Source organism: Lamprocystis purpurea DSM 4197, assembly GCF_000379525.1.
GTDB lineage: Bacteria > Pseudomonadota > Gammaproteobacteria > Chromatiales > Chromatiaceae > Thiodictyon > Thiodictyon purpureum.
The window spans coordinates 1-23,387 of the sequence record NZ_KB902519.1 but is presented as its reverse complement, the minus strand read 5'-3'; the positions used below and the strand labels follow the sequence as shown (position 1 = coordinate 23,387).

Here is a 23,387-nt window from a genome sequence, read left to right as displayed (position 1 = left end):
CCGGCGTGCGGGAAACGCGGCTGCCTCAGGCCGCGGCCCGGACCAACCCCTCCGGACTCGGATCACGCGCCGCCCACCAGCGCAGGCCGATCAGCACCGCGGCGAACAGCCCGAGCATCCCCAGGATCCAGAGCGCCGAGGTGGTCGGGTCCCGGTCGAAGATCGCGGCCTGATAGAAGACCGTCGCCGTGATGTAACCGAGCCCCGTGGTCCAGGCCGCGGTGAAGATCGCCCAGCCGGGCGTGGTCTCCCGATAGATCGCCGCGATGGCCGCTACGCAAGGCGCATAGAGCAGGATAAACAGCAGGTAGGCAAAGGCCCCGGCCGCCCCGTCGAATCGCGCCGCCATGGCGCCGAAGGTGCCGGTACTGACCTCCTGGGCCGCGGCCGTCGCCTGCGTGTCGGTCAGGTCACCGACCGCCAACCCCAAGGGGTCGCCCCAGGTGCCGAGCGCAGCGCCCAGATTCGCCGGGATGGTGGCCAGTGCTGCCTGCAGACCGCCGGTCAGACTGAAGGGCGCGGGCTCTTCCGGCTCGCCCGCGTCCGTCGCGGCCAGCGCCGAGTAGGTCGCGTTGAGCGTCCCCACCACCGCCTCCTTGGCCAGGATCCCGGTGAAGATGCCGACCGTAGCCGGCCAGTTGTCCGCATCGAGCCCCATGGGCGCGAAGGCCGGCGCGATGGTGCGGCCGATCTCCGCCAGCACGGACTTCTCGCTGTCCTCGTTGCCGTAGGTTCCATCGGTCCCGATGCTGTTGAGCACATTGAGGATCAGCACCATCGGCACGATCACCCGACCCGCCCGCACGACGAACCCCTGGGTGCGCTCCCAGGTGCGGATCATCACGCCTTTGAGCGTCGGCAGGTGATAGGGCGGCAGTTCCATGACGAAGGGCGTGCTCTCACCCTTGAGCAGCGTGTGCTTCATCGCAAAACCCGTGAGCACCGCCGCCGCAATCCCGATCAGATAGAGCCCGAACACGATATTCTGTCCGCCCGCGGGAAAGAAGGCGGCAGCGAACAGGACATAGACCGGCAGCCGCGCCCCGCACGACATGAAGGGCGCCATGAGCACCGTCAGAATCCGATCGCGCACGTTCTCCAGCGTGCGCGCGGCCATGATCGCCGGCACATTGCAGCCGAACCCGACCAGGAGCGGCACGAAGGCCTTGCCGGGCAGGCCGATGGTGCGCATGAAGCGATCCATGACGAAGGCCGCCCGCGCCATATAGCCCGAGTCCTCCAGGGCCGACATGAAGATATACAGAAAGGCGATGATCGGGATGAAGGTCGCGACCACCTGAATGCCGGCGCCGATGCCGTTGGCAAGCAGCACGATCACCCACTCGGGAGCGGCCAGCCGGGTCAGCACCGCGGCGGTCCCGTCCACGAAGATGGTCCCGGCCGCCTGATCGAAGAAGTCGATGAAAGCCCCGCCGATGTTGATGGTGAACATGAACATCAGATACATCACGACCAGAAAGATCGGGATGCCCAGGGCGCGATTGAGCATCACCCGGTCGATGGCGTCCGACCGGTTGCGCGACGCCTGACCGGTGCGGACCACGGTCGATTGTGTCAGGGCATGGCTGATCCCATAGCGGGCGTCGGCGAGCAGGATGTCCACATCGTCCGCCTGGTCGCCCAGCAGGGCGCGGACCGTCTCGCCGTCAATGGCATCCCCCACCAGACGGCGCGCCAGATCGTCACCCTCCAGCAGCCGGGCGGCCAGCCAGCGCGGCGCATCGCCGCCGGTCGCGGCGATCGGCGTGAGCCGCGGCAGCAGAGCAGCGATGGCGGACTCGATGAGCGGATCGAAAGTGATCGCCAGGCTGGGCACCGGCCGCGCCGCCGCGGCCTGCAACAGCACCGCCTTGAGCTCATCCACCCCCTCCCCGCTCGCCGCCGACACCGGGACCACCGGACAGCCGAGTTGCCGTGCCAACCCGGCCGCATCGATGCGCAACCCCTTCTCGCGAGCCACGTCCATCATGTTCAGGGCCACCACCAGCGGCCGGCCCGTTTCGATCAACTGGGTGGTGAGATAGAGATTGCGCTCCAGGTTGGAAGCGTCCAGGATGTTGAGGATCAGGTCCGCCTCACGGGCATGCACGAAATCCCGGGCGATGCGCTCATCCAGCGAGACCTCCTGATCCGTCACATCCAGGGAGTAGGTCCCCGGCAGGTCGACCAGCGTGAACTCCGCTCCCTGGAAGCGATAGCGCCCGGTCTTGCGCTCGACCGTCACGCCGGGCCAGTTGCCCACCCGCTGACGGGAGCCGGTCAGGGCATTGAACAGCGTCGTCTTGCCGCAGTTCGGATTGCCGACGACGCCGATCGTGAAGGTCGCAACCGGACTGGTGTTGGGGTCGATACGGCTCATGGCATGCGCTCTACATTCAGCGTGGCCGCCTCGTCTTTGCGCAGACTCACCGAGGTCCCGCGCACCCGCACCTCCACCGGATCGCCCATGGGCGCCACCCGCACCACCAGGAACTCGACCCCCGGCGTCAGCCCCATGGCCAGGAGCTTGCGCCGATACGCCTGGCCGCCCGCGGCGAAGCCCTGCACCCGGCCCTGGTCGCCGGCTTTCATCTCTTTCAGCATGATCGACATCTTGAACCTACTTAAACCGCGCCCAACGCGGTGTGCGATGTTATTGGATGAGATCGGCCCCGACAGACTCGACGATGACTGGAGCTGACGCGGTTTAACAGCTGTGCCGGGTATCCTGGGCGCGGCAAGCACCGCTGGCCCAAAAACGCATCATAATGGTGCGACCAGGATCTTGGCGGCCATCCCGCCGCCCAAGGCGATGCGCGCCTCACCGCGGGCGACCAGCAGGCCGCCGCCCTGACGCTGCACCACCTGGATCTCCGCGCCGACATTGAGCCCCAGTTCGGTCAGGCGCAGCGACAGCGCCTTACCGCCGCGCAGGGCGAGGATACGCAGCGGCGCTCCTTCATCGGCCATCATCAGCGGAAAGCCCTTGGGCTCGGTGTCCATGATTGACTCTGGGTTTACGACTGTGGATTGACGACTTTGGGACTCGGGCATTAATGCGAACGATTCGCATCTTACTACCTGCCGACCAGTTAACGCAAATCCTTCTCATCTACGCTACAGTAGCGCAGCGTCGCTCCGACACCCCGTCGCACGCGGCCTGACATCGCATTCCTTACGTTCTGGAGCCCGACATGACTCGTGACACGCAGCCGGCAACACCCCCAACGGACGACTGGGAGGTCTTTCAACTCGATGACCTGGTGGCGCAGGTCGCACCGGGCGCACTGTCCCTGCGTGAGTTCCTGCGCACGCCCTCGTTGAGTTGCTCCATCTACCATCTGCCGGTCGGCTCCCGTGACATGGCGAGTGCGCACGAGGAGGACGAACTCTATCTGGTGCTCAGCGGACGCGCCCGACTGCGGGTCGGGACGAGCGAGCATGAGGTGCGCCCCGGCACCCTGATGTACGTTCACGCCGCCTGTGATCACACCTTTTTCGACATCGAGGAACACCTGACCGTCCTTGCCTTTTTTGGTGCACCCCTGCGCGGACGCTGGTCCGCACGGGATGCTTAAGCCTGGAATAAGCATATTCCGCGCCAGGACGCCTGGGATGGCGCTTGCGCAGCGGCTCCAAATTTCGGTGACCGTCGCCGGCAGCGTGCCGGCGGCGGGGTTGATGGTGGATGCGCTGCGCTTATCCACCCCACAAGACCGGCGCTGCCGTAGGGTGGATAAGGCGCGCCGCTCGATGTCAGGGGCCTGGCACGGTGGTCGCGCGCGCCGCATCCACCAGGGGTCGCGCGATGCCACCCAAATTGGGAATCGCTGGCGCCTGCGGGTCCAGTATGATGAATTTTAATTTCGTCATACAATGCGTCGGAACGCGGGCCCCAGGTCCGTGAACACGCACTCGCGACCCACTCAGGAGCAACCGCTATGCCCGGCACCCCCACGCGCATCCCTGGTCCGGAAATCGTCCTGATGGGCCTGCTCGCCCTCGCTCTGACACCGGCAACGCCGGCCGCGGCGCACTTTCAGGAACTGATTCCATCGACCGAGATCATCACTGAGGGGGGGAATACCCCGGTCGGCCTGAGTCTGGCGTTTACCCATCCCATGGAGCGCGGACCGGTGATGGAAATGGCCGAGCCGGTGCAGTTCGGGGTCCTGGGTCCAGCCGGGCGGGAAGACCTGAAATCCGCGCTGAAACGGGTCGCGGTCGACGGGAAATCCGCCTACATCGCCGAGTACCGCATCAAACAGCCGGGCGACTATGTGTTCTTCGTCGAACCCGCGCCTTACTGGGAGCCGGGTGAGGGCAAGATGATCGTCCATTACACCAAGGTGGTGGTCGATGCCTTCGGCGCCGAAGACGGTTGGGACGCCGCCCTTGGCCTGCCGGTCGAAATCGAACCCCTGGTGCGCCCCTACGGTCTGTGGACGGGCAATCTGTTCCGCGGCATCGTCAAACAGTACGGTAAGCCGGTCCCCTTCGCGACAGTCGAGGTGGAGTGGCGCAACGACGGGTCGGTCAAGCCCCCGGCCGACCCCTTCATCACCCAGACCATCAAGGCCGACAGCAACGGCGTCTTCAGCTATGCGATGCCCAAGGCCGGCTGGTGGGGCTTCGCCGCCCTGCTGGACGGGCCGGCCCCGCTGACCAATCCGGACGGCAAGGAAGTCCCGGTGGAACAGGGCGCGCTGATCTGGGTGCGCACGCGGGATATGTGATCCATGGCCCACATCCCAGACGGCGTCCTGTCCGCCCCGGTGCTGATCACCGGCGCCATCGCGTCGGCCGGACTGCTGACGCTGGCCCTGCGGCGCCTGGACTATGATCACCTGCCCGCGGCGGCGGCCCTGTCCGCCGCCTTCTTCGTCTCTTCACTGATCAGCGTCCCGGTGGGTCCCAGCAGCGTCCATCTGCTCCTGAACGGGCTCATGGGCCTGCTGCTCGGTTGGACCGCCCTGCCCGCCCTGTTCGTCGCCCTGGTGCTGCAAGCCGTTTTCTTTGGCTACGGCGGCTTCGCGGTACTGGGCGTCAACACCCTGAACATGGCCCTGCCGGCCCTGCTCTGCGCGCTGGCGTTGCGCCCCTTGCTGCGCCGCGAACGGCAGCGGCCCGAAGCGCGCCCGGTGTTCCGGATCGGCGCCGCGGCGGGCGCCGCCGGGGTCCTGCTGACGGCCCTCATGCTGGCCCTGAGCCTGGGCCTGAGCGGTCAGGCCTTCATCCCCGCCGCCCAGGTGCTGGTCATCACCTATGTGCCGCTGGCCCTGGTGGAAGCCCTGATCACCGGCACCGTGCTGCGGTTCCTGCAACGGGTCGAACCCGACCTGCTGCCCGGGCCTCGCGCACTGGAGGTCGAGGCTTTACCGTGAAAGTCGCGCAGCGNCCCCGTGGGAGCGGCGTCCCGCCGCGACGGGGCCTGGCGCGCAGCCGCTACGTTCGCGGTCACCGCGGCACCGCATCGCGGCGGGACGCCGCTCCCACGGGGGACTTTCATCTTCTGGGGTGGCTGATGTTCCTTATTGTCGTTGTCGTAATCGAGGTTCTCATGGCGCCCCGGCCGATCCCCTCGCACCGCGTACCGATCCTGGTCATGGTCCTGGTCCTGCTGGGTCTCGGCCTCAGCCCCCCCGCCCAGGCCCACAAACTGCGCGTTTTCGCCGCGGCCGAGGGCCCGCTGATCACCGGGTCGGCCTACTTCGCCGGGGGCGGCGCGGCCGGCGGCGCACGAATCCGCGTCCTGGATGCGCAGGGCCGCACCCTGGCCGAGCCGACCCCGGACGCCGCGGGCCGCTTCAGCTACCGCGCCCAAGCCGCCGCGGACCTGCTGATCCTGGCCGAAACCGGCGACGGCCACCGCGCCGAATGGCGGATACCCGCGTCCGACCTGGCCGGGTCCTTCCCGACCGGAGGCACAGGCGCGCCCGAGCAGCCCGCGGCGGCCCCAACCGCGCCCGCCGCGGCACCCCCGACGCCCGCGCCGACCGGCCTCGACCCCCTGCTCACGGCCGCCATCGAAGGCGCGGTCGCCCGGCAGATTCGTCCGCTGCGCGAGGAGTTGCAGTCCTTTCAGGAGCAGGCGCGGCTGCGCGACGTCCTGGGCGGCATTGGCTACATCCTCGGGCTCATGGGTCTGGCCCTCTGGTGGCGGAGCCGGCGAACGGCGGCCCGAACTTGACCGCGGCACTCTTTCCCACCGACGGGGCGGCCGCAGCCGACTGGCTGGCGGCGCGGGACGCGCGCCTGCGGCTCCTCGCGGCCGGCCTGTTCGCCCTGATGACCCTGAGCCTCACGCAGATCTGGACCACACTGACGGCCGGGCTGATCGCACTCGCCCTGGCCGCCGCCGCGGGGCTGAGCCCGCGGATGCTGGGGGGCCGGCTGCTGGCCCTGGAAGGCTTCATGCTGATTCTGCTCCTCACCCTGCCCTTCACCGTCCCCGGCGAGCCGCTGCTGAGCCTGGGCCCGCTGACCGCCAGCCGCGACGGCGCCGCGCAGGCGCTGCTCATCCTGCTCAAAGCGAATGGGATCGTGATCACCCTGCTCGCGCTGGCGGGGAGCCTGGAACCGGTCGTCTTCGGCCATGCCCTGGCGCGACTGGGACTGCCCGAGAAGCTGGTGCACCTGCTCTTGTTCACGGTCCGCCAGATCCACCTGCTGCATCAGGAATACCAGCGGATGGATCAGGCCATGCGGGTGCGCGCCTTCCGCCCGCGCAGCGACCGCCATACCTGGAACAGCTACGGCTGGCTGATCGGGATGCTGCTGGTGCGCAGCCTGGCCCGCGCGCGGCGCATCATGGGCGCCATGCGCTGCCGCGGCTTCCACGGCCGGCTCTATCTCCTGGACAGGCCCACCTGGAACCGCGGCGACACCTGGTCGGCCGCGGCCCTGGGGGTGATGGTGACGGCACTGACCACGGCGGACCGGCTGTGCTGACGGACCCCGAAACCGAATCGCTGTACCCGCCCTTGCTGGAACTGCGCGCGGTCCATTTCCGCCGCGGCGACCGCGCGGTGCTGCGCGGCGTCGATCTGGTCTTACAGGCCGGCGATCGGGTCGCGCTGATCGGACCCAACGGCGCCGGCAAGACCACCCTGCTGCACCTGCTGGTCGGTCTGGCCCGCCCCAGCGCCGGCGAGGTCCGCGCCTTCGGCCAGACGCGCCGCACCGAGCCCGATTTCCACGACGTGCGCACCCGGGTCGGTCTCCTGTTTCAGGACTCGGACGACCAACTGTTCTGCCCCACGGTGCTGGAAGATGTCGCCTTCGGCCCGCTCAACCTGGGCCGCACCCCCGCCCAGGCGCGCGCCGATGCGGAGCAGGTCCTGGCGGCACTGGGTCTGTCCGACTATGCCGACCGTGTCACCCACCGCCTCTCGGGCGGGGAGAAACGTTTGGTTGCGCTCGCCACCATCCTCGCCATGCACCCCGCCGTGCTGCTGCTGGACGAGCCCACCACCGGTCTGGACCAGGCCACCCAGGAACGGCTCATCGGCCACCTGTCCGCCTTGCCCCAGGCCATGCTGATCGTCTCGCACGACCACCGCGTCCTGGAGCAGTTGGTGCAACGTGCCGTGCTCCTGGTCGACGGGCAACTCGCCACGGGGACCCTGCACCAGCACCCCCACACCCATCGCCATGCCCACCTGCATGTGCACGCCCCGGACGAAGTTGCCGACCATGAGGACCCGGCGGCGGCCCCGCTCCACGGCGCGCATCACGAGCCGTGATGCCTGACCCCAGGAGCCCACTTGTCAGGCTCTTCATTCTTTGAGGCAAACGTCTTGTCCTCCGCAAGAACATCGTAACCCTGATTATCCACTTCCGGTTTCGCGACTTCGAGAGAGCAATCGCCTCTCGCCCAAGAAATTTTCAGCAACTCGCCAATAAGCAAATGCTCGATAAGCTTTTCGCGGAATGCCGATTTGAGAAAATGCTGATCCATCCTTCTATTACGCCTAACGACCCCGCTAAAGCGGCGCCCGCCGACACGAACCCGCGGATAAAGAGAACGCTCGTGGCGGGCGCTCGCTTTTGAGCGGGCTTGTTAGCCCAACAACTGGTCATACTCGGCATGACTGCCAATCCAAAACCACTGCACACCGTCGGGGACGGGTACGCCAAGAGCCCGAAAATGCTTTCCCACACGAACGCTTCGATACTGTCCATTCTTGACTTGTTTGAAGCGCAGGGACGGATGCGACGGGTCTTGGCGCAAAAGTTCGTAGTTCGCTCTTGCCAACTGCTGAATGGACTCTGGAAGATCGCCGAAGCATCCCCAGAACTTGGTTGATGCGTAGTGTTTCAAATTTCTCTAGCCGACCCGGAGCGGTACTCGGCGAGCGCTTCTGCCGCTAAGGCGTCCAACTTACCAGCTTGGGCATCTGCCTCTATTTGGCGGTCCCAGGCATCGGCGTCCCATTCCTGAAACCAGCGGCGAAACTCGTAAAGCTCCTTTTCAGACAACGTCTGAACCTGAGCTTCGATTCTTTCTAGTACAGTCATTTCTGTTGCCTCTAATGTTACCTGTGCTATTAGGTGCCTAATGGCTTTTCGGCGGACGAACTACCCCATAACGCGTTGTCTTTTTCGGATTGCATCAGGGTTTATCCGGGTTGTCAAGCCCTTGCGCGCAGTTCCTCGCTGCACCGTTCGTGCGCTATGAGGCAACATTGCCTAATAACGCACGAACGAGTTGCGGATACGCGACATAGACCGGAGGATGCCTACGTGATTCTGACAAAGGAATAGGCGAAAAAACAATCGTATGAAGTGCCTTTCTCGGCGAATACTCAGGGTGTTTAGAGGCACCGGCAGGGGGTCGCGCTTAGCCTCGCTTCGTTTTCGCGTTATGAGGCGATTTTGCCTCATAACGCCCGAACGGGTCGGGATAAGCCGACCGGTGCTTGGGTCGTCATGGCATCAAGACATACCGAAAAAACAATAATATGGAGAAATTGTCTCGAATGCTTTTCAGGGTGCTTAGGGTGGGCCTTGATCACGGTTCCGGCCAGGGGACATCGTAGGGTGGACAAGCGCAGCGCAGTCCACCAGCGACGGCGCGGGATTCGGTGGACTACGCTAGCGCTTGTCCACCCTACGGCCGGAACGACGATCAAGGCCTTAGGGTGCACCGACAGGGGACCGCAGGCCTGATCATCGCTTAGGCCGTAGACAAGCGTAGCGCAGGCGCCGCTGGTGGACTGCGCTACGCTTGTCCACCCTACAACACCGGCCCCGCTGTAGGGTGGATAAGGCGCGCCGCTCAGTGTCCGGGACCCGGCACGGCGGTCGCGCGCGCCGCATCCACCGGGGGTCGCGCGATGCCGCGCGAATTCGGAATGAATCCGGTTGCGATGCCGGCCCAGTGCAGCGGCTGTCGGATGCTATGATCCACCATCATGGGGCAATCACGCATCCTTCGGAGGACGGACTCATGCGCTGGAAAACCGGCAGACGTAGCGAGCATATCGAGGACCGCCGCGACGACGGCAGCCTGGGGGGCGATCCCTTCGGCGGCGGCCGGCGGCCGATGCGCGTCGGACGCACCGTCGGGATCGGCGGCGGTCTGGGCGGGTTAGTGCTGGTGGTCGTGCTGATGCTGCTGGGCGTCGACCCCTCGGTGCTGCTGACCCGCGACGGTCAATACGGGCCGGACCCGACCGCCCGCCAGGACCCCATGGCCCATGCCGGGCCGGGCGGCGACCCCCAGTTCCGCGTCCCCTCGGCCAGCGTGGAAGACGAAATGAAGGAATTCGTCTCGGTCGTCCTGGCCGACACCGAGGATACCTGGAACGCGGTCTTCAAAGAGGCCGGCAAACGCTACAGCGAGCCGGTGCTGGTGCTGTTCAGCGGCGTCACCCGCTCCGCGTGCGGGCTCGGCGAGGCGGCGATGGGTCCCTTTTACTGCCCGGCCGACCACAAGGTCTATATCGACCTGGCGTTCTACGACGAGTTGCGCAACGACTTCGGCGCCCCTGGTGACTTCGCCCAGGCCTACGTGATCGCCCATGAGGTGGGCCATCACGTCCAGAACCTGCTCGGGATTTCCGATCAGGTCGAAAATCTGCGCCGCCGCGCCGGCCAGCGCGAAGGCAATCAGCTCTCCGTGCGGCTGGAACTCCAGGCCGACTGCTTTGCCGGCGTCTGGGCCAACCGCGCCCACGCCGCCCGTCGGATTCTCGAACAAGGCGACGTGGAAGAAGGCCTGAACGCCGCCTCCGCCATCGGCGATGACCGCCTGCAACGGCAGACCCGCGGCTACGTGACGCCGGACAGCTTCACCCACGGCAGTTCGCAACAACGGGTGCGCTGGTTCAAGCGCGGCCTGGCCGAGGGCCGGCTGGCGGCCTGCGACACCTTCTCGAACGACACCTTGTAAACCGTGAGCCGTGATCGGTCCGCACAGCGGACCCTCGTAGGGTCCGCTGTGCGGACCGCCGACCGCGCCGATCGCGAACTGACTAGGTTGATGACCAAGGTCGGAAATGGTCTGCCGAACCCGGAATCCATCTCTATCAAGCATCACTCCAGCGAGGTCCCTCATGTCGCCAAGCGCCCCTGAAACCACCTCCGCCGCGGATACAGCGCTGCCTCCGCTGCTCGCCCTCTGGAACTTCATCTGGAACTCCATCGTGCGCGTCCTGTGGCTGTGCGGCTATGCCACGGTCACCGCGGTCGGCGCCGCGGTCCTGTTCATCTATGTCGGTCAGGGGCAAGACCTGCTGCGCCTGTCCGCCGAGTTCGGCTTCGCCTGGTCCAACCTGTTCTTTCTGTTGAGTGCCCTGCTCCTGGGTCTGGGGCTCTGGTACAGCTCCCGTCTCCTGCTCGCGCACACCCTCGATGGCGATCAACTCCGCTGGCAGCGCTCCCAGTTCGGCCGGACCTGGCTGCCGCGGGTCTATGGCACCCTGGTACCGCTGGCCATCGGCATCGGGTTCCTGCGGCTCGAGACCAGCGCCCAGACCGGGGCCTGGGTGTTGGGCGCCCTCTTTCTGCTGCTGGCCGCGGGCCTGTGGTGGTTCTTCTACAAACGCCGCGACTGGTTCATGAAGGCGACAGCGCGCGGACGGGGGCTGACCGAACCCGGCGAAGCACGCGACCGCCGCTCGATGCTGGTGATCCTGTCGCTCGGTCAGGTCATGGTTTTCGTCCTGCTCGCCGCCTTCGTGGTCTGGCCGGTCAGCCTGCCCCAGACCCTGGGCACGCCGGCCATCCTGCTGGCCGGCTTCGCCGGCATCGCCCTCTTCGGCAGTCTGGTGCTCACCTACGCGTTTCTCGTCAATGGCCTGCCGGCCGGCACCGCATTGGCTCTGGTCCTCGCGGCCGGCTTCGGATTCTTCAACGACAATCACTGGATCCGCGTTGCCGACCAGGCCCCGGCCCTGCAACGGCTCGCCGCCGCCGCCCACTATCAGGCCTGGCGGGAGGTCAACCCGGCACCGCGGCAGATCGACGGACGCGATCCGGTCATCCTGGTCGCCGCGGCGGGCGGCGGCATCCGCGCCGCCTACTGGACCGCCTCCACCCTGGCGACCCTGGAAGCCAAGATCCCCACCTTCAGCCAATCCCTGTTCGCCATCAGCAGCGTCTCGGGCGGCAGCGTCGGCGCCGCGGTGTATGCGGCGGTCAAGCGTCAACAACTGGAGAACCGCGCCGCGCCGGCGGATGCAAACACCACCCTGACCACCCTGGCCACCGTGCAAAAGGCGCTGAGCCATGACTTTCTGTCACCGGTCGCGGCCGGCATGCTGTTCCCGGACCTGGTGCAGCGCTTCATCCCCTACCCCTTCCCGGAGGCGGACCGACAGCGCTTCCTGGAACTCGGATTCGAACAGGCCCTGCCGGAGGCGGACAACCCGTTGACTCGACCCTTCACGGCACTCTATGCCGACGGCTACAAGTTCCGCCTCCCCGGCCTGCTGCTGAACACCACGATCGTCGATTCGGGCCGGCGCGCGGTCACGTCCAACATCGCGCTCACCAATTTCACCGACACCCTGGATCTGCTGGCGGATGGTTTCCAGACCCAAACCATCCGGCTGTCCGCCGCCGCCGGGGCCAGTGCACGCTTCACCTACCTGAGCCCGGCCGGCAGTTTCATCGGCCCGGGTGCCCAAGGCGAACAGAAAATCCGCCTGGTCGACGGCGGCTATTTCGAGAATTCAGGCGCCACCACCATCGTCGATCTATTAGACCTGATCAACAACCCGACCCTCTATCCGATCCTGATCCTGATCCGCAACGACCCGCAGGCACCCGCGGTCTGTCAACGCCGCCCGCAGGTCACCGGGTTTGGGCCAGGCCCCGAAGGTCCACCCGCCAACGACTTCCTGAGCGAGGTCGCCTCCCCCGTGCGCGCCCTTCTGAACGGCCGGACGGCGCGCGGGCGGCTCGCCGAGGTCAGCACCGCGAAGCTGGTCGAAGGGGACATGCGCGGCGCGGTCATCGAGGTCTCACTGGCCGCCGTGGTCGAAGCCGAACTGGACCGCACCCAGGGTGACCCGGCGGCGCGCGGGCGGATCGAACAATCGCTGGTCGAGCCGCCGCTGGGATGGTCGCTTTCCCAGGCGGTGCGCCAGTCGATGGAATGGGTGATGGCCGAGGGCGGCGGCGGTCTCAAAGACGAGTTCGCCAACCTCACCGCGGTCCTGGAAGGCCGTCTGGCGGACTATCGACCCTGCAACGCACGCTGACCGATTCATCCAGGATCAATGCCGATGCCATTCAGATTCAGACGCTCTGCCTGTCTCATCCTCGCGCCCCTGCTCTGCGGGGCCGCGCCCGCCGGCGCGGACAACAACTTCAAGCTGGACCCGGAACCGATTCGACCCAGCAACATCCAGGAAGGGGCCGAACGGCAGGAAGCGGCCGTCACCCTCCCGCCCTGGCCGGGCGATCAGGACCTGCTCGCCTTCACCCCCGAAGGACCCGTGTCGCCGTTCAAATTCTTCATCGACGGCAAGAACCTGCGCATCGACGAACCCATCGCGGCGGTACGCTACACCCTGGTCATCGAATCCCCGAGCGGCGCCCGCACCATCTCCTACGAGGGCATCCGCTGCACCCTCAAGGGTGCCTGGAAGACCTACGCCTACGGCAGCGACGGCGCCTTCGCCAAGGCGCCGGCCGCCGAGTGGCAGCCACTGTCCACCGGCCCGTCCGACGCCTACCGCGACGACCTGCGCCGACACTATCTGTGCGTCCCGCGCGAGACCCGCACCCGACCGCTCAAAGACATCCTACGCGCGCTGCACGGACGTGGACGGACCAGCGAGATCACCGGCTTCCAGGCCAACTGACGCTGCCCGTGGGGACCTGAAAGCCCATCGTGCATGGTACTCGAAGGGTCGGGACTGAAATCTTTGAGCTGCCGTGACCGTGCGTTTTCACATACACCGCTTCCCTCTCGCGATGGGGAGAGGGTTTCTCTCCTCGCCTCTTGTGGGAGATGCCGGGGTGCGGGGAATGGTGTCGCCGTGAACGGCCAAAATCCATGAGCCATCATCCTAAGACTGACGCCACCAAGAATCTGATCGGTCGCAGTCTGGCGCTGCTGGCGCTGCTGCTGGCGCCCTTTTCCGCTGCCGGCGACGACACGGTGCGGCTGCAACTGAAGTGGCAGCACCAGTTCCAGTTCGCCGGATACTACGCGGCCCAGGCCATGGGCTACTACCGGAACGCGGGGCTGGAGGTCGAAATTCTACCCGCCGAACCGGGAGAAGACCCGGTGCGGCAGGTGATCGAGGGCAAGGCCGAGTTCGGCGTCGGTTCCACGGAGTTGCTGCTGCTGCGGGAACAGGGGGTACCGGTCGTGGTCCTGGCGGTCATCTTCCAGCATTCCCCCCTGACGCTCATGACCCTGAAGGATGATGGTATTCAGACCATCCATGACCTGGCTGGCCGCAAAGTCATGATCGAGCCGGGGTCAGCCGAGCTCCACGCCTACCTGCGCAGAGAGGGGATCTCGGCCGACAAGTTCACGCTGATGCCCCATACGTTCGACGTCCAGGCGCTGCTCTCGGGAGCGGTGGACGCCATTTCCGTCTACGTCACCGATGAACCCTTTGCGCTGAAACAGGCAGGGCGGGAGTACCTGCTCTATTCCCCCCGGGCGGTGGGCATCGATTTCTACGGCGATAACCTCTTTACCACCGAGGCGCTGCTCCGGCGGCGGCCCGAGTTGGTCAGGAAGTTCCGGGAGGCGAGTCTCAAGGGGTGGGACTACGCGATGCAGCACCAGGAAGAGGTGGCACGGCTTATCTACGACCGTTACAGCCGGCGACACAGCCTGGAGCACCTCCGGTTCGAGGCCCGGCAGATGGAGTCGCTGCTCCAACCGGCGCTGATCGAAGTCGGCCACATGAATCCGGGCCGGTGGCGCAATATCGCCGAAGTTTATGCCGAAATGGGCATGCTGCGGCGGAGCTTCGACCTGAAGGGTTTCCTCTACGACCCCCAGCCGCGCGACCTGACCTGGCTCTATGGTGTAGTCGCCGGCGTGGCCTTCCTGCTGCTGATCGCCGTTCTGGTGGCGGTCCGTTTCGCCTATCTGTCCGGGGCTTTGCGCAAGAGCAATGACCAGCGGGACAAGGTCGCGGTGGCGCTCCGGGAGAAGGAAGAGAAATATCGCATCCTCTTCATGGATTCGCCGGATGCCTATCTGATCATCAGCGACGGTGTGTTTGTCGATTGCAACCGAGCCGCCGAAGTCATGCTGGGAGCCGGACGGGCGGAGATTGTCGGTCTCGCGCCCGAGGGACTCTCCCCCGAATTCCAACCCGACGGCAGAAAATCGATGGTTGCGGCTCAGGAAAAGATCGCCCTGGCCTTGCAATGCGACAGTCTCACCTTCGACTGGGTCCACCGCCGCCGGGACGGCACGGATTTCCCGGTCGAGGTCTCCGTTGCGATGATCTGCCTGGACGGAAAAGACGCGCTCTTTACCACCTGGCGCGACATCAGCGAACGCAAGCGGGTAGAAGCGGCACTCGCAGAGCGAGAAAAACAATTCCGGAATCTATTCAAACATGCCCCGGTGGGAATATTCCATTCCAACCTGGAAGGACGGATGGTGGAGGCCAACCCTGCCCTGGCGCACATGTTGGGATATTCATCTCCGGATGAATTGACAACAGCCATCGCCGACATGACCACTCAAATCTACAATAACCCGGAACTGCGCCCACAGATCATGGCTGCATTGCTGGATACCGATGGCTGGGTCCACTACGACGATGTCGTGTGGCGATGCAAAGATGACCGCCTCATCACGGTTGATATGACCGGGCGGAAAGTGCTGAGCAACACGGGAGCCGTCGCCTACCTGGAAGGCTTTATCGAAGATATCACCGGGCGGAAGCAGGCTGAGGAGGCTCTGCGAGAGAGCGAGCAACTTCTTAAGAACGTCATCGACAATAACCAGGACGGCATGCTCGTGCTGAATCGGGGGCAGCGCGTGGTGCTGGTCAATCCGGCGGCGACGACGTTACTGGGTACCACCAGCGATGCGTTGCTGGCGCACGAGTTTGGTTATGTGGCGGCCGATGTCCCCGTTGAGATTCAGGTGCTCAGTGCGGCAAGCAGCACGACTCTGGAAATATGGACCACCGACCTGGCATGGAAAGGCGAGCCTGCCCAATTGGTGACCTTGCATGACATTACCGAACGCAAGCGGGTGGTAGAGGAGGTCTTGCGCAGCAACACCAGGTTACAACGTTTGGCGGACATTCTTCAGCATCCTTCCGAAACGATTCAGGAATTTCTTGATTACGCCCTGGAGCAGGCGCTCCAACTGACCGAAAGCAAGCTCGGCTTTATTTACTATTATCACGAAGATAACCAGGAGTTTACCCTCAACACCTGGTCTCGGGACGTCATGCCGGAATGCGCCGTGGTCAATCCTCAAACCTGTTACGCGCTGGACCAGACCGGGCTATGGGGCGAAGCCGTCCGCCAACGCCGTCCGATTCTGGTCAACGATTTTCAAGCCGCTCATCCCTTTAAAAAGGGGTATCCGCCCGGCCATGTTCACCTGTTTAGGTTCCTGACGGTCCCCGTCTTCAGGGGTGGGCGCATCGTCGGCGTGGTGGGTATGGCCAACAAGGAAACCGATTACGCGGAAACCGACATTTTCCAGATCTCCTTGTTGATGGATGCCGTCTGGAGCGTCACCGAACGCCGACAGGCGGAAGCGGCGCTGCAAGCCAGTGAGGCGAAGTTTTCCCAGGCATTCATCGCCTCGACCTATGCCATCATCATTACCCGCGCGGCGGATGGCGTCATCTTGGAAGTTAATCCGGCCTTCGAGACGATGGTCGGCTACGGTCGGGCCGAGGTGCTGGGAAAATCCACCCTCGACCTGGCGCTTTGGGAGGATAGCCAGGACCGTCAGCGCTTCCTGTCGCTGTTAATCGAGACTGGGCGCGCCGATACGCAGGAATATCGTTTCCGAAAAAAGAGCGGCGCCATCCTGATCGGGCTGCTTTCCGCCCGCCTCTTTATGCTGAACAATGAGCGGGTGTTACTGGGAAACATTACCGACATCACGGAACGCAAGCAGATGGAGGAGGAGTTGGCCCGATCCAGGGACGCGGCGCAGGCGGCCAATCGCGCCAAGAGTGAATTTCTGGCCAACATGAGCCACGAGATCCGCACCCCCATGAACGCGGTCATCGGCCTGACTCACCTGGCCCTCCAGACCGACCTGACGCCGAAACAACAGGATTATCTCCACAAGATCCAGAGTTCGGGCCAGGCCCTGCTGGGACTCATCAACGACATCCTCGACCTGTCCAAGATCGAGGCGGACCGGCTGGAGCTCGAACAAATCCCCTTCAGCCTGAGCCAGGTTCTGGACCGCATCGCCACCATGACCAGCCTGAAGGCCGAGGAAAAGGGTCTCAAATTCGGCTTTCACCTGGACCCGGCCACGCCGCGTCGCCTGCTGGGGGACCCCCTCCGACTGGGGCAGATTCTTCTCAATCTGGTTAACAACGCCGTCAAGTTCACGGCCCAGGGCGAAGTTGTCGTCTCCGTGTCACCCGCGGCCCGGGCCGGCGCTCAGGTTCGGCTCGGCTTCGCGGTGCGGGACACCGGCATCGGCATCCTGCCGGCACAGCAGGCCCGGCTGTTCGAGGTGTTTTCCCAGGCCGACGGCTCGACGACGCGCCGCTACGGCGGCACCGGGCTGGGACTGGCCATCAGCAAGAAACTCGCGGACCTCATGGGGGGTGAGATCAGCGTCGAGAGTGCTCCCGGTGTCGGGAGTACCTTTACCTGTACTCTGCCCTTCAGTTTGGATACGGCTGCTGCCGACGCGGAGCAGGAGGTCACGCCGACCGTCGGCGTTGTTGAAGTCGCCGCTGAACCGCGGCCCACCCTGTCCGGCGCGCGGGTGCTGCTGGTGGAAGACAATGACATCAACCAGATGGTGGCGCGGGAGATTCTGGAGCGCTTCGGCCTGGTCGTGGAGGTCGCCCGCGATGGGCACGCGGCCGTGGAGCTGCTGCGCGCCAATCCCACCCGCTGCTCCCTGGTCTTCATGGACCTGCAGATGCCGGAGATGGATGGCTTCGAGGCCACCCGAATCCTCCGCGAGGAGTTGGGGCTTACGGACCTGCCGATCATCGCCATGACCGCTCATGCCCTGGCGGACGAGCGTCAACACTGTCTGGCCGCTGGTATGAATGACCACGTGGCCAAGCCCATTGATCCGCCAACCCTCCGAACGGTGCTCTCCCGCTGGCTTCCCCCCCGCGGCGATGCGCAGGAGCCTCCGAACGAGACCGTTGCGGTCCCTGATTTCCCCGCCGCGCTGCCCGGGGTGGACCTGCCGGCTGCGCTGCGTCGGCTCTCGGGCAACCGGGACCTGCTCCTGAAGATGCTGCGGAACTTTGGTCAGGAGTGGTCAGGAGCGCATGAATCCTTCCACGTCGCCCTATCGGCGGGCGATCTACAGCAAGCGCGCCAAAGGGTCCACACGCTGCGCGGAGTGGCGGGTAACCTGTCGATGAGCACCGTCGTCGCCGCCGCCGAAGCACTGGAACGGGCGCTGAAGCGGGAGGAGAGCCACGAGATCGAACGCTGCCTGGGGACGCTGGCCGCGACCCTCGCGCCGGTGCTGGCGGGACTGGAACGGTTGCCGCGCGCGTCGCCGCTCCCGGTCGACGTCGGCGCCTTGGATTACCCGCGGTTGGAACGTCAACTCTCGGATCTGGCTGAGTTACTGCGCCGGCAGGACATGAAGGCCGACGCCCGCTTTGCCGAATTCCGGGAGTGCCTGGGAGCCGGTGAGTGGGCGTACGCGATGGCGCGCCTGGAGCAGCAGCTTGACCGGCTGGATTTTGCCGCGGCCGGGACAACGCTGGCGGAAGTGGCGGAACTGCTGGGAATGGCGGCATTGGACCGATGAAGCAACAGGGACGTTGCATTGAACAAGTCATGGTGATGAAAACCGCGCCAACTCCAACTTGTCGAGTCTGCTCGGGCCGATCCCGTCCATCTGCGCGGCTTTGTATGAACTGCTTGACCGATATTTCGCGTTGCCGAACTTGGCCTTGATAATCGTTGCGGTCCAGCGACTTTAGTCAGCAGAATCCTTGATATACTCCAAGAATGAACCGCGACCAACTCAAGCAACTCGAAGACGACCTCTGGTCCGCCGCCGATAACCTGCGAGCGAACTCCGACCTCAAGGCATCCGAGTACGGCACCCCCGTCCTTGGCCTGATCTTCCTCAAATTCGCCGACATCAACTACCGCCGTCACGAGGCCGACATCCAGGCCGAGCACGCCGCACTCAAGGGCACCCGCCGCGAGAAGCCGCTGCACGAGATCGCCGTCGCCAGGTGCGGTTTCTATCTGGCCGACTACGCCCGCTACAACCACCTCCTCGATCTGCCGGAGAGCGAGGACATCGCCAAGGCCATCGTAGCGGCCATGGAATCGATTGAATTCTTCAAGCCCGAACTCAAGGACTGCCTGCCCAAGGACGAATACTTCCGTCTCACCCGCACCCCGGAGACCAGGGACCTGCCGTTCGAACTCCTGCGCCAGTTCGACAACATCCCGGACGATGCCACCGGCGACGTCTTCGGCCAGATCTACGAATACTTCCTCGGCAAGTTCGCCATGGCCGAGGGCCAGGGTGGGGGCGAGTTCTTCACCCCACGCTCGGTGGTCCGCCTGATGGTAGAGATCATCGAGCCCCATGGCGGCACCGTCTTCGATCCCGCCTGCGGGTCCGGCGGCATGTTCGTGCAGTCCGCCGACTTCATCGCCCGGCACCGCCGGGAGTTGGAGGCCCAGGGCAAGGACACCAGCGTCTACGTCTACGGGCAGGAGAAACAGGGCGAGACCGTCAAGCTCGCCCGCATGAACCTGGCGGTGAACGGGCTGCGCGGTGAGATCAAGGCCGCCAACACCTACTATGCCGACGAGTTCAAATCCTTCGGCACCTTCGACTATGTGCTGGCCAATCCGCCCTTCAATGTCGACGACGTGGCTCTCTCAGCCGTTGAGAAAGACAAGCGCTTCAACACCTTTGGGCTACCGCGCAACAAGACCAAGGCCAAGAAATCCGAGCAGGGCAAAGAGACGGTCCCCAACGCCAACTATCTCTGGATCAACCTCTTCGCCACCTCGCTCAAGGCGACGGGCCGCGCCGCCCTGGTCATGGCCAACTCCGCCTCCGACGCCCGCCACGGCGAGGCCGACTGCCGCCAAACGCTGATCGAGAACAACCTCATCTACGGCATGCTCACCCTGCCGTCGAACATGTTCTATACGGTGACGCTGCCGGCCACCCTCTGGTTCTTCGACAAGGCCAAAACCGATCCGCGCATCCTCTTCATCGACGCCCGCAACATCTTCACCCAGATCGACCGCGCCCATCGGGAACTCACCGAGGAGCAGATCCAGAACATCGCCGTGATCAGCCGCCTGCACAAGGGCCGCCGCGGCGAATTCGTCAGCCTCATCGACCGCTACTTCGGCCAAGGGATGGAGCGACTGGTCGAGAACCGGCAACAGGTCGAACCGGTCTCGGCGCAACTGCTGGCCGTCCTCGCCGGCCAGGCGGGCAAAGCCGCGGTCGCGAGCCTGGTCAAGGCATGGGACGGGCTCGACGCCCTGCAACAGTCCTACGCCGCCTATCAGCAGCACAACGCCGCCCTGGCCAAGGTGGACGACAAGAACACCGCCCAACGGACACTGCGCGCCACCTTCGACCCCTTCTTCACCGCCTTGCACGACTGTCTCAAACAGCTCGACCGCGCCGTCCGCCACCAGGAGAAGCAGGTTGCCGACCAGGCCAAGGCCGACGGCAAGCGCGGCGCCGTCGACCGCCAGACCAAGGCGCTCAAGACCGCGCTCGAAGCTATCCATGCCGAGGTCAGGAGCGCCGAAAGCTGGTTCTCACACATCCATTGGCTGCAAGAGCGCTTTCCCGAGGCGCGGTACGAGGACGTTACCGGACTGTGCAAACTGGCCGACCTGGATGAGATCAAGGAGCAGGACTATTCGCTCAATCCGGGGCGCTATGTGGGGGTGGTGATTGAGGAGGATGGGAAGACGGAGGAGGAGTTTCTTGCCGAGTTCCTGGAACTCAACGCACAACTCATGTCAGCCCAGAGCGTAGCCAATGGTCTTGAACGGCTGATCCAAGAAAACGCAAAAGCACTCGCCGGAGAATAGATGAGCGCGTTTTCGAAAATCAAGCTAGGAGACGCGGTGACTTTCCAGCGTGGTTTTGACATCACGAAGGTAGAACAAACCCTGGGCGAAGTGCCAATCATTTCTTCTTCTGGAATATCCAGCACTCACAATCAGTCTAGAGCAAAAGGACCTGGGGTGATTATTGGTCGCAAGGGAACGCTTGGCACGGTGCACTTCGTTAGACAGGACTATTGGCCCCACGATACAACACTCTGGGTAAAGGACTTCAAGAATAGCAACCCGGAATTTATCTCTTACTTCCTTCGCACGCTGAAGCTAGAAAACTTTGATACCGGCTCATCAAACCCAACACTGAACAGAAATCATCTTCATAAGATCGGTGTTGTCTTTCCGAAAGAACCTGCGACGCAGCGCAAGATCGCCGCCATCCTAGCGGTCTACGATGACCTGATCGAAACCAACAAACGCCGTATCACCCTCCTCGAAAAGATGGCTGCGGAGACCTACCGCGAATGGTTCGTCCGCATGCGTTTTCCGGGCTACCGTGACAGCATTCTCGTCAAAGGGGTGCCAAAGGGGTGGGAAGCTACTCAGTTCGGACAAATTGCAAACATAACAATGGGGCAAAGCCCCAAATCGGAGTTCTACAACAATAGCGGTCAAGGTCTTCCCTTCCACCAAGGGGTTGGCACCTACGGAGACAGATTTCCCAGAAAGGTTACGTTCTGCACAGCCAACGGCAGGAAGGCCAAAAAGGGGAGTATTCTCTTCAGCGTTCGCGCCCCGGTAGGGAGACTCAATATCGCTGATTGCGAAGTAATTATCGGTCGAGGCATTGCTGCGATTCGACATAAGGAGGGTAAAAACTCTTACCTATATTATCTACTGAAAACGATATTTGCTAACGAAGACATTATCGGTAACGGATCAATATTTAATTCTGTCGGAAAAGACGAACTCGCACGATTCGCAATTCTAACCCATCCTAACGCTCTAATCGCCAGGTTTGAAGAATTCGCGCGTCCGATAGATCAACAGATCGAGACTCTGATTCATTCCAACTCAGTCCTGACCGAGACCCGCGACCTCCTCCTCCCCCGCCTGATCTCCGGCAAACTCTCGGTCGCCGACCTCGACATCCAGTTCCCACCCAGCATGCGCGAAGGTGACGAGGAGGCCGAGCGAAAAGCATTAGATTCAACATCAGAGTCCGGCCAAGTCCATCGACTCTAGACAGAGCACCGGATGGAATTTACCTGGCACGACACGAAAACGATGAAATCGAAGACTTCTTCTCCCACCTCTGAGCCCCGTCTCCGGGTCGGGCTCAAGGATGTCAGCCGCGAGGAATTCGCCGCGGCCGTCGGTGACCGACTGGGAACCGAGCAGGTTAGTCTCGTTCCCACGCTCCAGCGTGGGAATGCAGTTCGGCCGCTCCAGCGGCCCGTGGGGTTACGCGACGCTGGAGCGTCGGGACTTGCTCCCACGCAGGAGCGTGGGAGCCAGATACGCTCAGCCGTCGTAATGAAACCGACAGGCAATGATGACCAACTCGGTGTCGGTCGCACGGTAGACCAGGCGATGGGTGTCGTCAATGCGCCGCGACCAGTAGCCCGATAGATTGCCGCGCAGCGGTTCGGGTTTGCCGATCCCGGCGAAGGGATCACGGACGGCCTCGTTGATCAGGAGGTTGATGCGTTTTAGCGTCTTGCGATCCTGCTGTTGCCAATAGAGGTACGCATCCCAGGCGTCCGGGACGAAACGAATCCCGCGCATGGTTAATCGCCGTTCGCATCGATCAGGGTCCGCGGTTGCGCCTCGCCCGCCTGATCCTGCCGGATGGCGCGCGCCAAGGCCTCGGCGTTGGCGGGGGTCGACAGCAGGTGCAGGGTCTCCATCAGGCTGTTGTAGTGATCCAGTGACATGACCACCGCATCACCCTCGGCATCCCGACGGCTGATGATGGCCACGTCCGCATCCCGCACGACCGTATCCAGCAAGGATTTCAGTGCATTGCGTGCATGGGAGTAGGTGACGACTTTCATGGCATCAAACTTGTTCAATAAGTTGATCAAGTGTAACATGTTGGCGCGCGGCGGTGCCATGGGCCGGTGGGGGGCTTTCATCGATAAACCGCGTCAGTGACAATGCTCCTGATCGTCGAAGGGCACGTTGCCACTGAAAACCTTACCTATCGCTCAGGACGCGGTTTATGCCGGCCTTCATTTCCGAGGACCAGATCGAAGCGGCCATGCTGCAACGTTTGCAGTTGCTCTATGGCTACGACGTGCAGGACTGCCACACCGCCGATCCGGCGGATCTCAACGACGGCTCGGGACGCACCGATAAACGCGAGGTCATCCTGTACGACCGCCTGCGGGCGGCGGTGATCGACCTGAATAAGGGCATCCCTATAGTGGACCCTGAAAACCGGACAGTAATTTAAGCTCGCGTCGAACCAAAAGGGGCATATCATAATGGGCGAAGCGAAGCGCAAGACGTACACGGCATCCTTCAAGGCCAAAGTCGGCCTGGAGGCGATCCGCGGGGTCAAAACGACGAACGAGATCGGACAGGAGCATGGAGTCCATCCGGTCCAGGTGGGGCAGTGGAAAAAGGAGATCCTGGAGCAGGCCGGGACGCTGTTTGAAACCAAGCGTGGACGTCAGAAAGTGGACGATCAGGCTGGGCCGGAA

Annotated in this window: 22 protein-coding genes; 14 read left to right on the top strand and 8 right to left on the bottom strand. The window is 63.8% G+C overall.

Annotated elements, in window-relative coordinates:
* Nucleotides 1-25: 25 nt before the first annotated feature.
* From feoB to A39O_RS0121355, 3 genes are all read right to left on the bottom strand, one after another.
* A complete protein-coding gene (feoB, locus tag A39O_RS0121365) occupies nt 26-2,380 on the bottom strand; it encodes a Fe(2+) transporter permease subunit FeoB (protein WP_020506708.1) in 2,355 nt (784 codons plus the stop codon).
* A complete protein-coding gene (locus A39O_RS0121360) occupies nt 2,377-2,613 on the bottom strand; it encodes a FeoA family protein (RefSeq protein ID WP_281170100.1) in 237 nt (78 codons plus the stop codon). The genes feoB and A39O_RS0121360 overlap by 4 nt, the downstream gene beginning before the upstream one ends.
* Nucleotides 2,614-2,763: 150 nt before the next feature.
* Entirely contained in the window at nt 2,764-3,003 is a 240-nt protein-coding gene (locus A39O_RS0121355) for a FeoA family protein (RefSeq protein ID WP_020506705.1), read from the bottom strand.
* Nucleotides 3,004-3,194: 191 nt separating this feature from the next.
* On the opposite strand from A39O_RS0121355, the gene A39O_RS0121350 reads away from it, so the two are divergent.
* The 6 genes from A39O_RS0121350 to A39O_RS0121320 all read left to right on the top strand — a co-directional run bounded on the left by A39O_RS0121350 (nt 3,195) and on the right by A39O_RS0121320 (nt 7,745).
* Nucleotides 3,195-3,578, top strand: a complete 384-nt coding sequence (locus A39O_RS0121350; RefSeq protein WP_020506704.1) for a cupin domain-containing protein — start codon at nt 3,195-3,197, stop codon at nt 3,576-3,578.
* Nucleotides 3,579-3,941: 363 nt separating this feature from the next.
* Nucleotides 3,942-4,736, top strand: coding sequence for a DUF4198 domain-containing protein (locus tag A39O_RS0121340; protein ID WP_020506702.1), 795 nt, complete (start codon nt 3,942-3,944; stop codon nt 4,734-4,736).
* A gap of 3 nt (nt 4,737-4,739) precedes the next feature.
* Nucleotides 4,740-5,384, top strand: coding sequence for a cobalt transporter CbiM (cbiM, locus tag A39O_RS0121335; RefSeq protein WP_020506701.1), 645 nt, complete (start codon nt 4,740-4,742; stop codon nt 5,382-5,384).
* A gap of 140 nt (nt 5,385-5,524) precedes the next feature.
* On the top strand, nt 5,525-6,190 hold the full coding sequence (locus A39O_RS0121330; protein ID WP_020506700.1) for a hypothetical protein: 666 nt from the start codon (nt 5,525-5,527) through the stop codon (nt 6,188-6,190).
* Complete coding sequence (gene cbiQ / locus A39O_RS0121325; protein WP_051088866.1) at nt 6,187-6,951, top strand: cobalt ECF transporter T component CbiQ; 765 nt, start codon at nt 6,187-6,189, stop codon at nt 6,949-6,951. Before A39O_RS0121330 ends, cbiQ begins: the two co-directional genes overlap by 4 nt.
* The gene (locus A39O_RS0121320; RefSeq protein ID WP_020506698.1) at nt 6,945-7,745 is read left to right on the top strand and encodes an energy-coupling factor ABC transporter ATP-binding protein; all 801 of its coding nucleotides are present in this window, start codon (nt 6,945-6,947) and stop codon (nt 7,743-7,745) included. Before cbiQ ends, A39O_RS0121320 begins: the two co-directional genes overlap by 7 nt.
* Here A39O_RS0121320 and A39O_RS0121315 read toward each other — a convergent pair.
* The 3 genes from A39O_RS0121315 to A39O_RS0121310 form a co-directional block, all read right to left on the bottom strand.
* Complete coding sequence (locus A39O_RS0121315) at nt 7,733-7,960, bottom strand: hypothetical protein (protein ID WP_020506697.1); 228 nt, start codon at nt 7,958-7,960, stop codon at nt 7,733-7,735. The genes A39O_RS0121320 and A39O_RS0121315 overlap by 13 nt on opposite strands.
* A gap of 102 nt (nt 7,961-8,062) precedes the next feature.
* Nucleotides 8,063-8,257, bottom strand: a complete 195-nt coding sequence (locus A39O_RS43835; RefSeq protein WP_456073032.1) for a ParE family toxin-like protein — start codon at nt 8,255-8,257, stop codon at nt 8,063-8,065.
* Between the two features lie 62 nt (nt 8,258-8,319).
* Nucleotides 8,320-8,520, bottom strand: a complete 201-nt coding sequence (locus A39O_RS0121310) for a hypothetical protein (RefSeq protein ID WP_020506696.1) — start codon at nt 8,518-8,520, stop codon at nt 8,320-8,322.
* A 931-nt stretch (nt 8,521-9,451) separates the two neighbouring features.
* Here A39O_RS0121310 and ypfJ point away from each other — a divergent pair.
* The 6 genes from ypfJ (at nt 9,452) to A39O_RS36935 (ending at nt 21,924) form a co-directional block, all read left to right on the top strand.
* The gene (ypfJ, locus tag A39O_RS0121300; protein ID WP_020506694.1) at nt 9,452-10,396 is read left to right on the top strand and encodes a KPN_02809 family neutral zinc metallopeptidase; all 945 of its coding nucleotides are present in this window, start codon (nt 9,452-9,454) and stop codon (nt 10,394-10,396) included.
* 163 nt (nt 10,397-10,559) lie between these two features.
* Nucleotides 10,560-12,710: a hypothetical protein gene (locus A39O_RS0121290; RefSeq protein ID WP_020506692.1), complete on the top strand. Its 2,151-nt coding sequence runs from the start codon at nt 10,560-10,562 to the stop codon at nt 12,708-12,710.
* A gap of 24 nt (nt 12,711-12,734) precedes the next feature.
* The gene (locus A39O_RS0121285) at nt 12,735-13,316 is read left to right on the top strand and encodes a CNP1-like family protein (RefSeq protein WP_040528374.1); all 582 of its coding nucleotides are present in this window, start codon (nt 12,735-12,737) and stop codon (nt 13,314-13,316) included.
* A 194-nt stretch (nt 13,317-13,510) separates the two neighbouring features.
* Entirely contained in the window at nt 13,511-18,427 is a 4,917-nt protein-coding gene (locus A39O_RS36940; RefSeq protein ID WP_020506690.1) for a PAS domain S-box protein, read from the top strand.
* A 203-nt stretch (nt 18,428-18,630) separates the two neighbouring features.
* Nucleotides 18,631-20,709, top strand: coding sequence for a type I restriction-modification system subunit M (locus A39O_RS0121275; protein WP_020506689.1), 2,079 nt, complete (start codon nt 18,631-18,633; stop codon nt 20,707-20,709).
* Nucleotides 20,710-21,924: a restriction endonuclease subunit S gene (locus tag A39O_RS36935; RefSeq protein WP_020506688.1), complete on the top strand. Its 1,215-nt coding sequence runs from the start codon at nt 20,710-20,712 to the stop codon at nt 21,922-21,924.
* A 279-nt stretch (nt 21,925-22,203) separates the two neighbouring features.
* Here A39O_RS36935 and A39O_RS0121265 read toward each other — a convergent pair whose 3' ends face one another.
* Both A39O_RS0121265 and A39O_RS0121260 read right to left on the bottom strand, forming a co-directional pair.
* Nucleotides 22,204-22,467: a Txe/YoeB family addiction module toxin gene (locus tag A39O_RS0121265; protein WP_020506687.1), complete on the bottom strand. Its 264-nt coding sequence runs from the start codon at nt 22,465-22,467 to the stop codon at nt 22,204-22,206.
* A 2-nt stretch (nt 22,468-22,469) separates the two neighbouring features.
* The gene (locus A39O_RS0121260) at nt 22,470-22,736 is read right to left on the bottom strand and encodes a type II toxin-antitoxin system Phd/YefM family antitoxin (RefSeq protein WP_026199610.1); all 267 of its coding nucleotides are present in this window, start codon (nt 22,734-22,736) and stop codon (nt 22,470-22,472) included.
* Between the two features lie 167 nt (nt 22,737-22,903).
* Between A39O_RS0121260 and A39O_RS0121255 the strand changes: the two genes are divergently transcribed.
* Together A39O_RS0121255 and A39O_RS0121250 are read left to right on the top strand one after the other, a co-directional pair.
* Complete coding sequence (locus tag A39O_RS0121255; RefSeq protein WP_020506685.1) at nt 22,904-23,137, top strand: hypothetical protein; 234 nt, start codon at nt 22,904-22,906, stop codon at nt 23,135-23,137.
* Nucleotides 23,138-23,168: 31 nt separating this feature from the next.
* Nucleotides 23,169-23,387: IS3 family transposase (locus A39O_RS0121250; RefSeq protein ID WP_020503893.1), on the top strand; the 219-nt coding region annotated here is incomplete at its 3' end.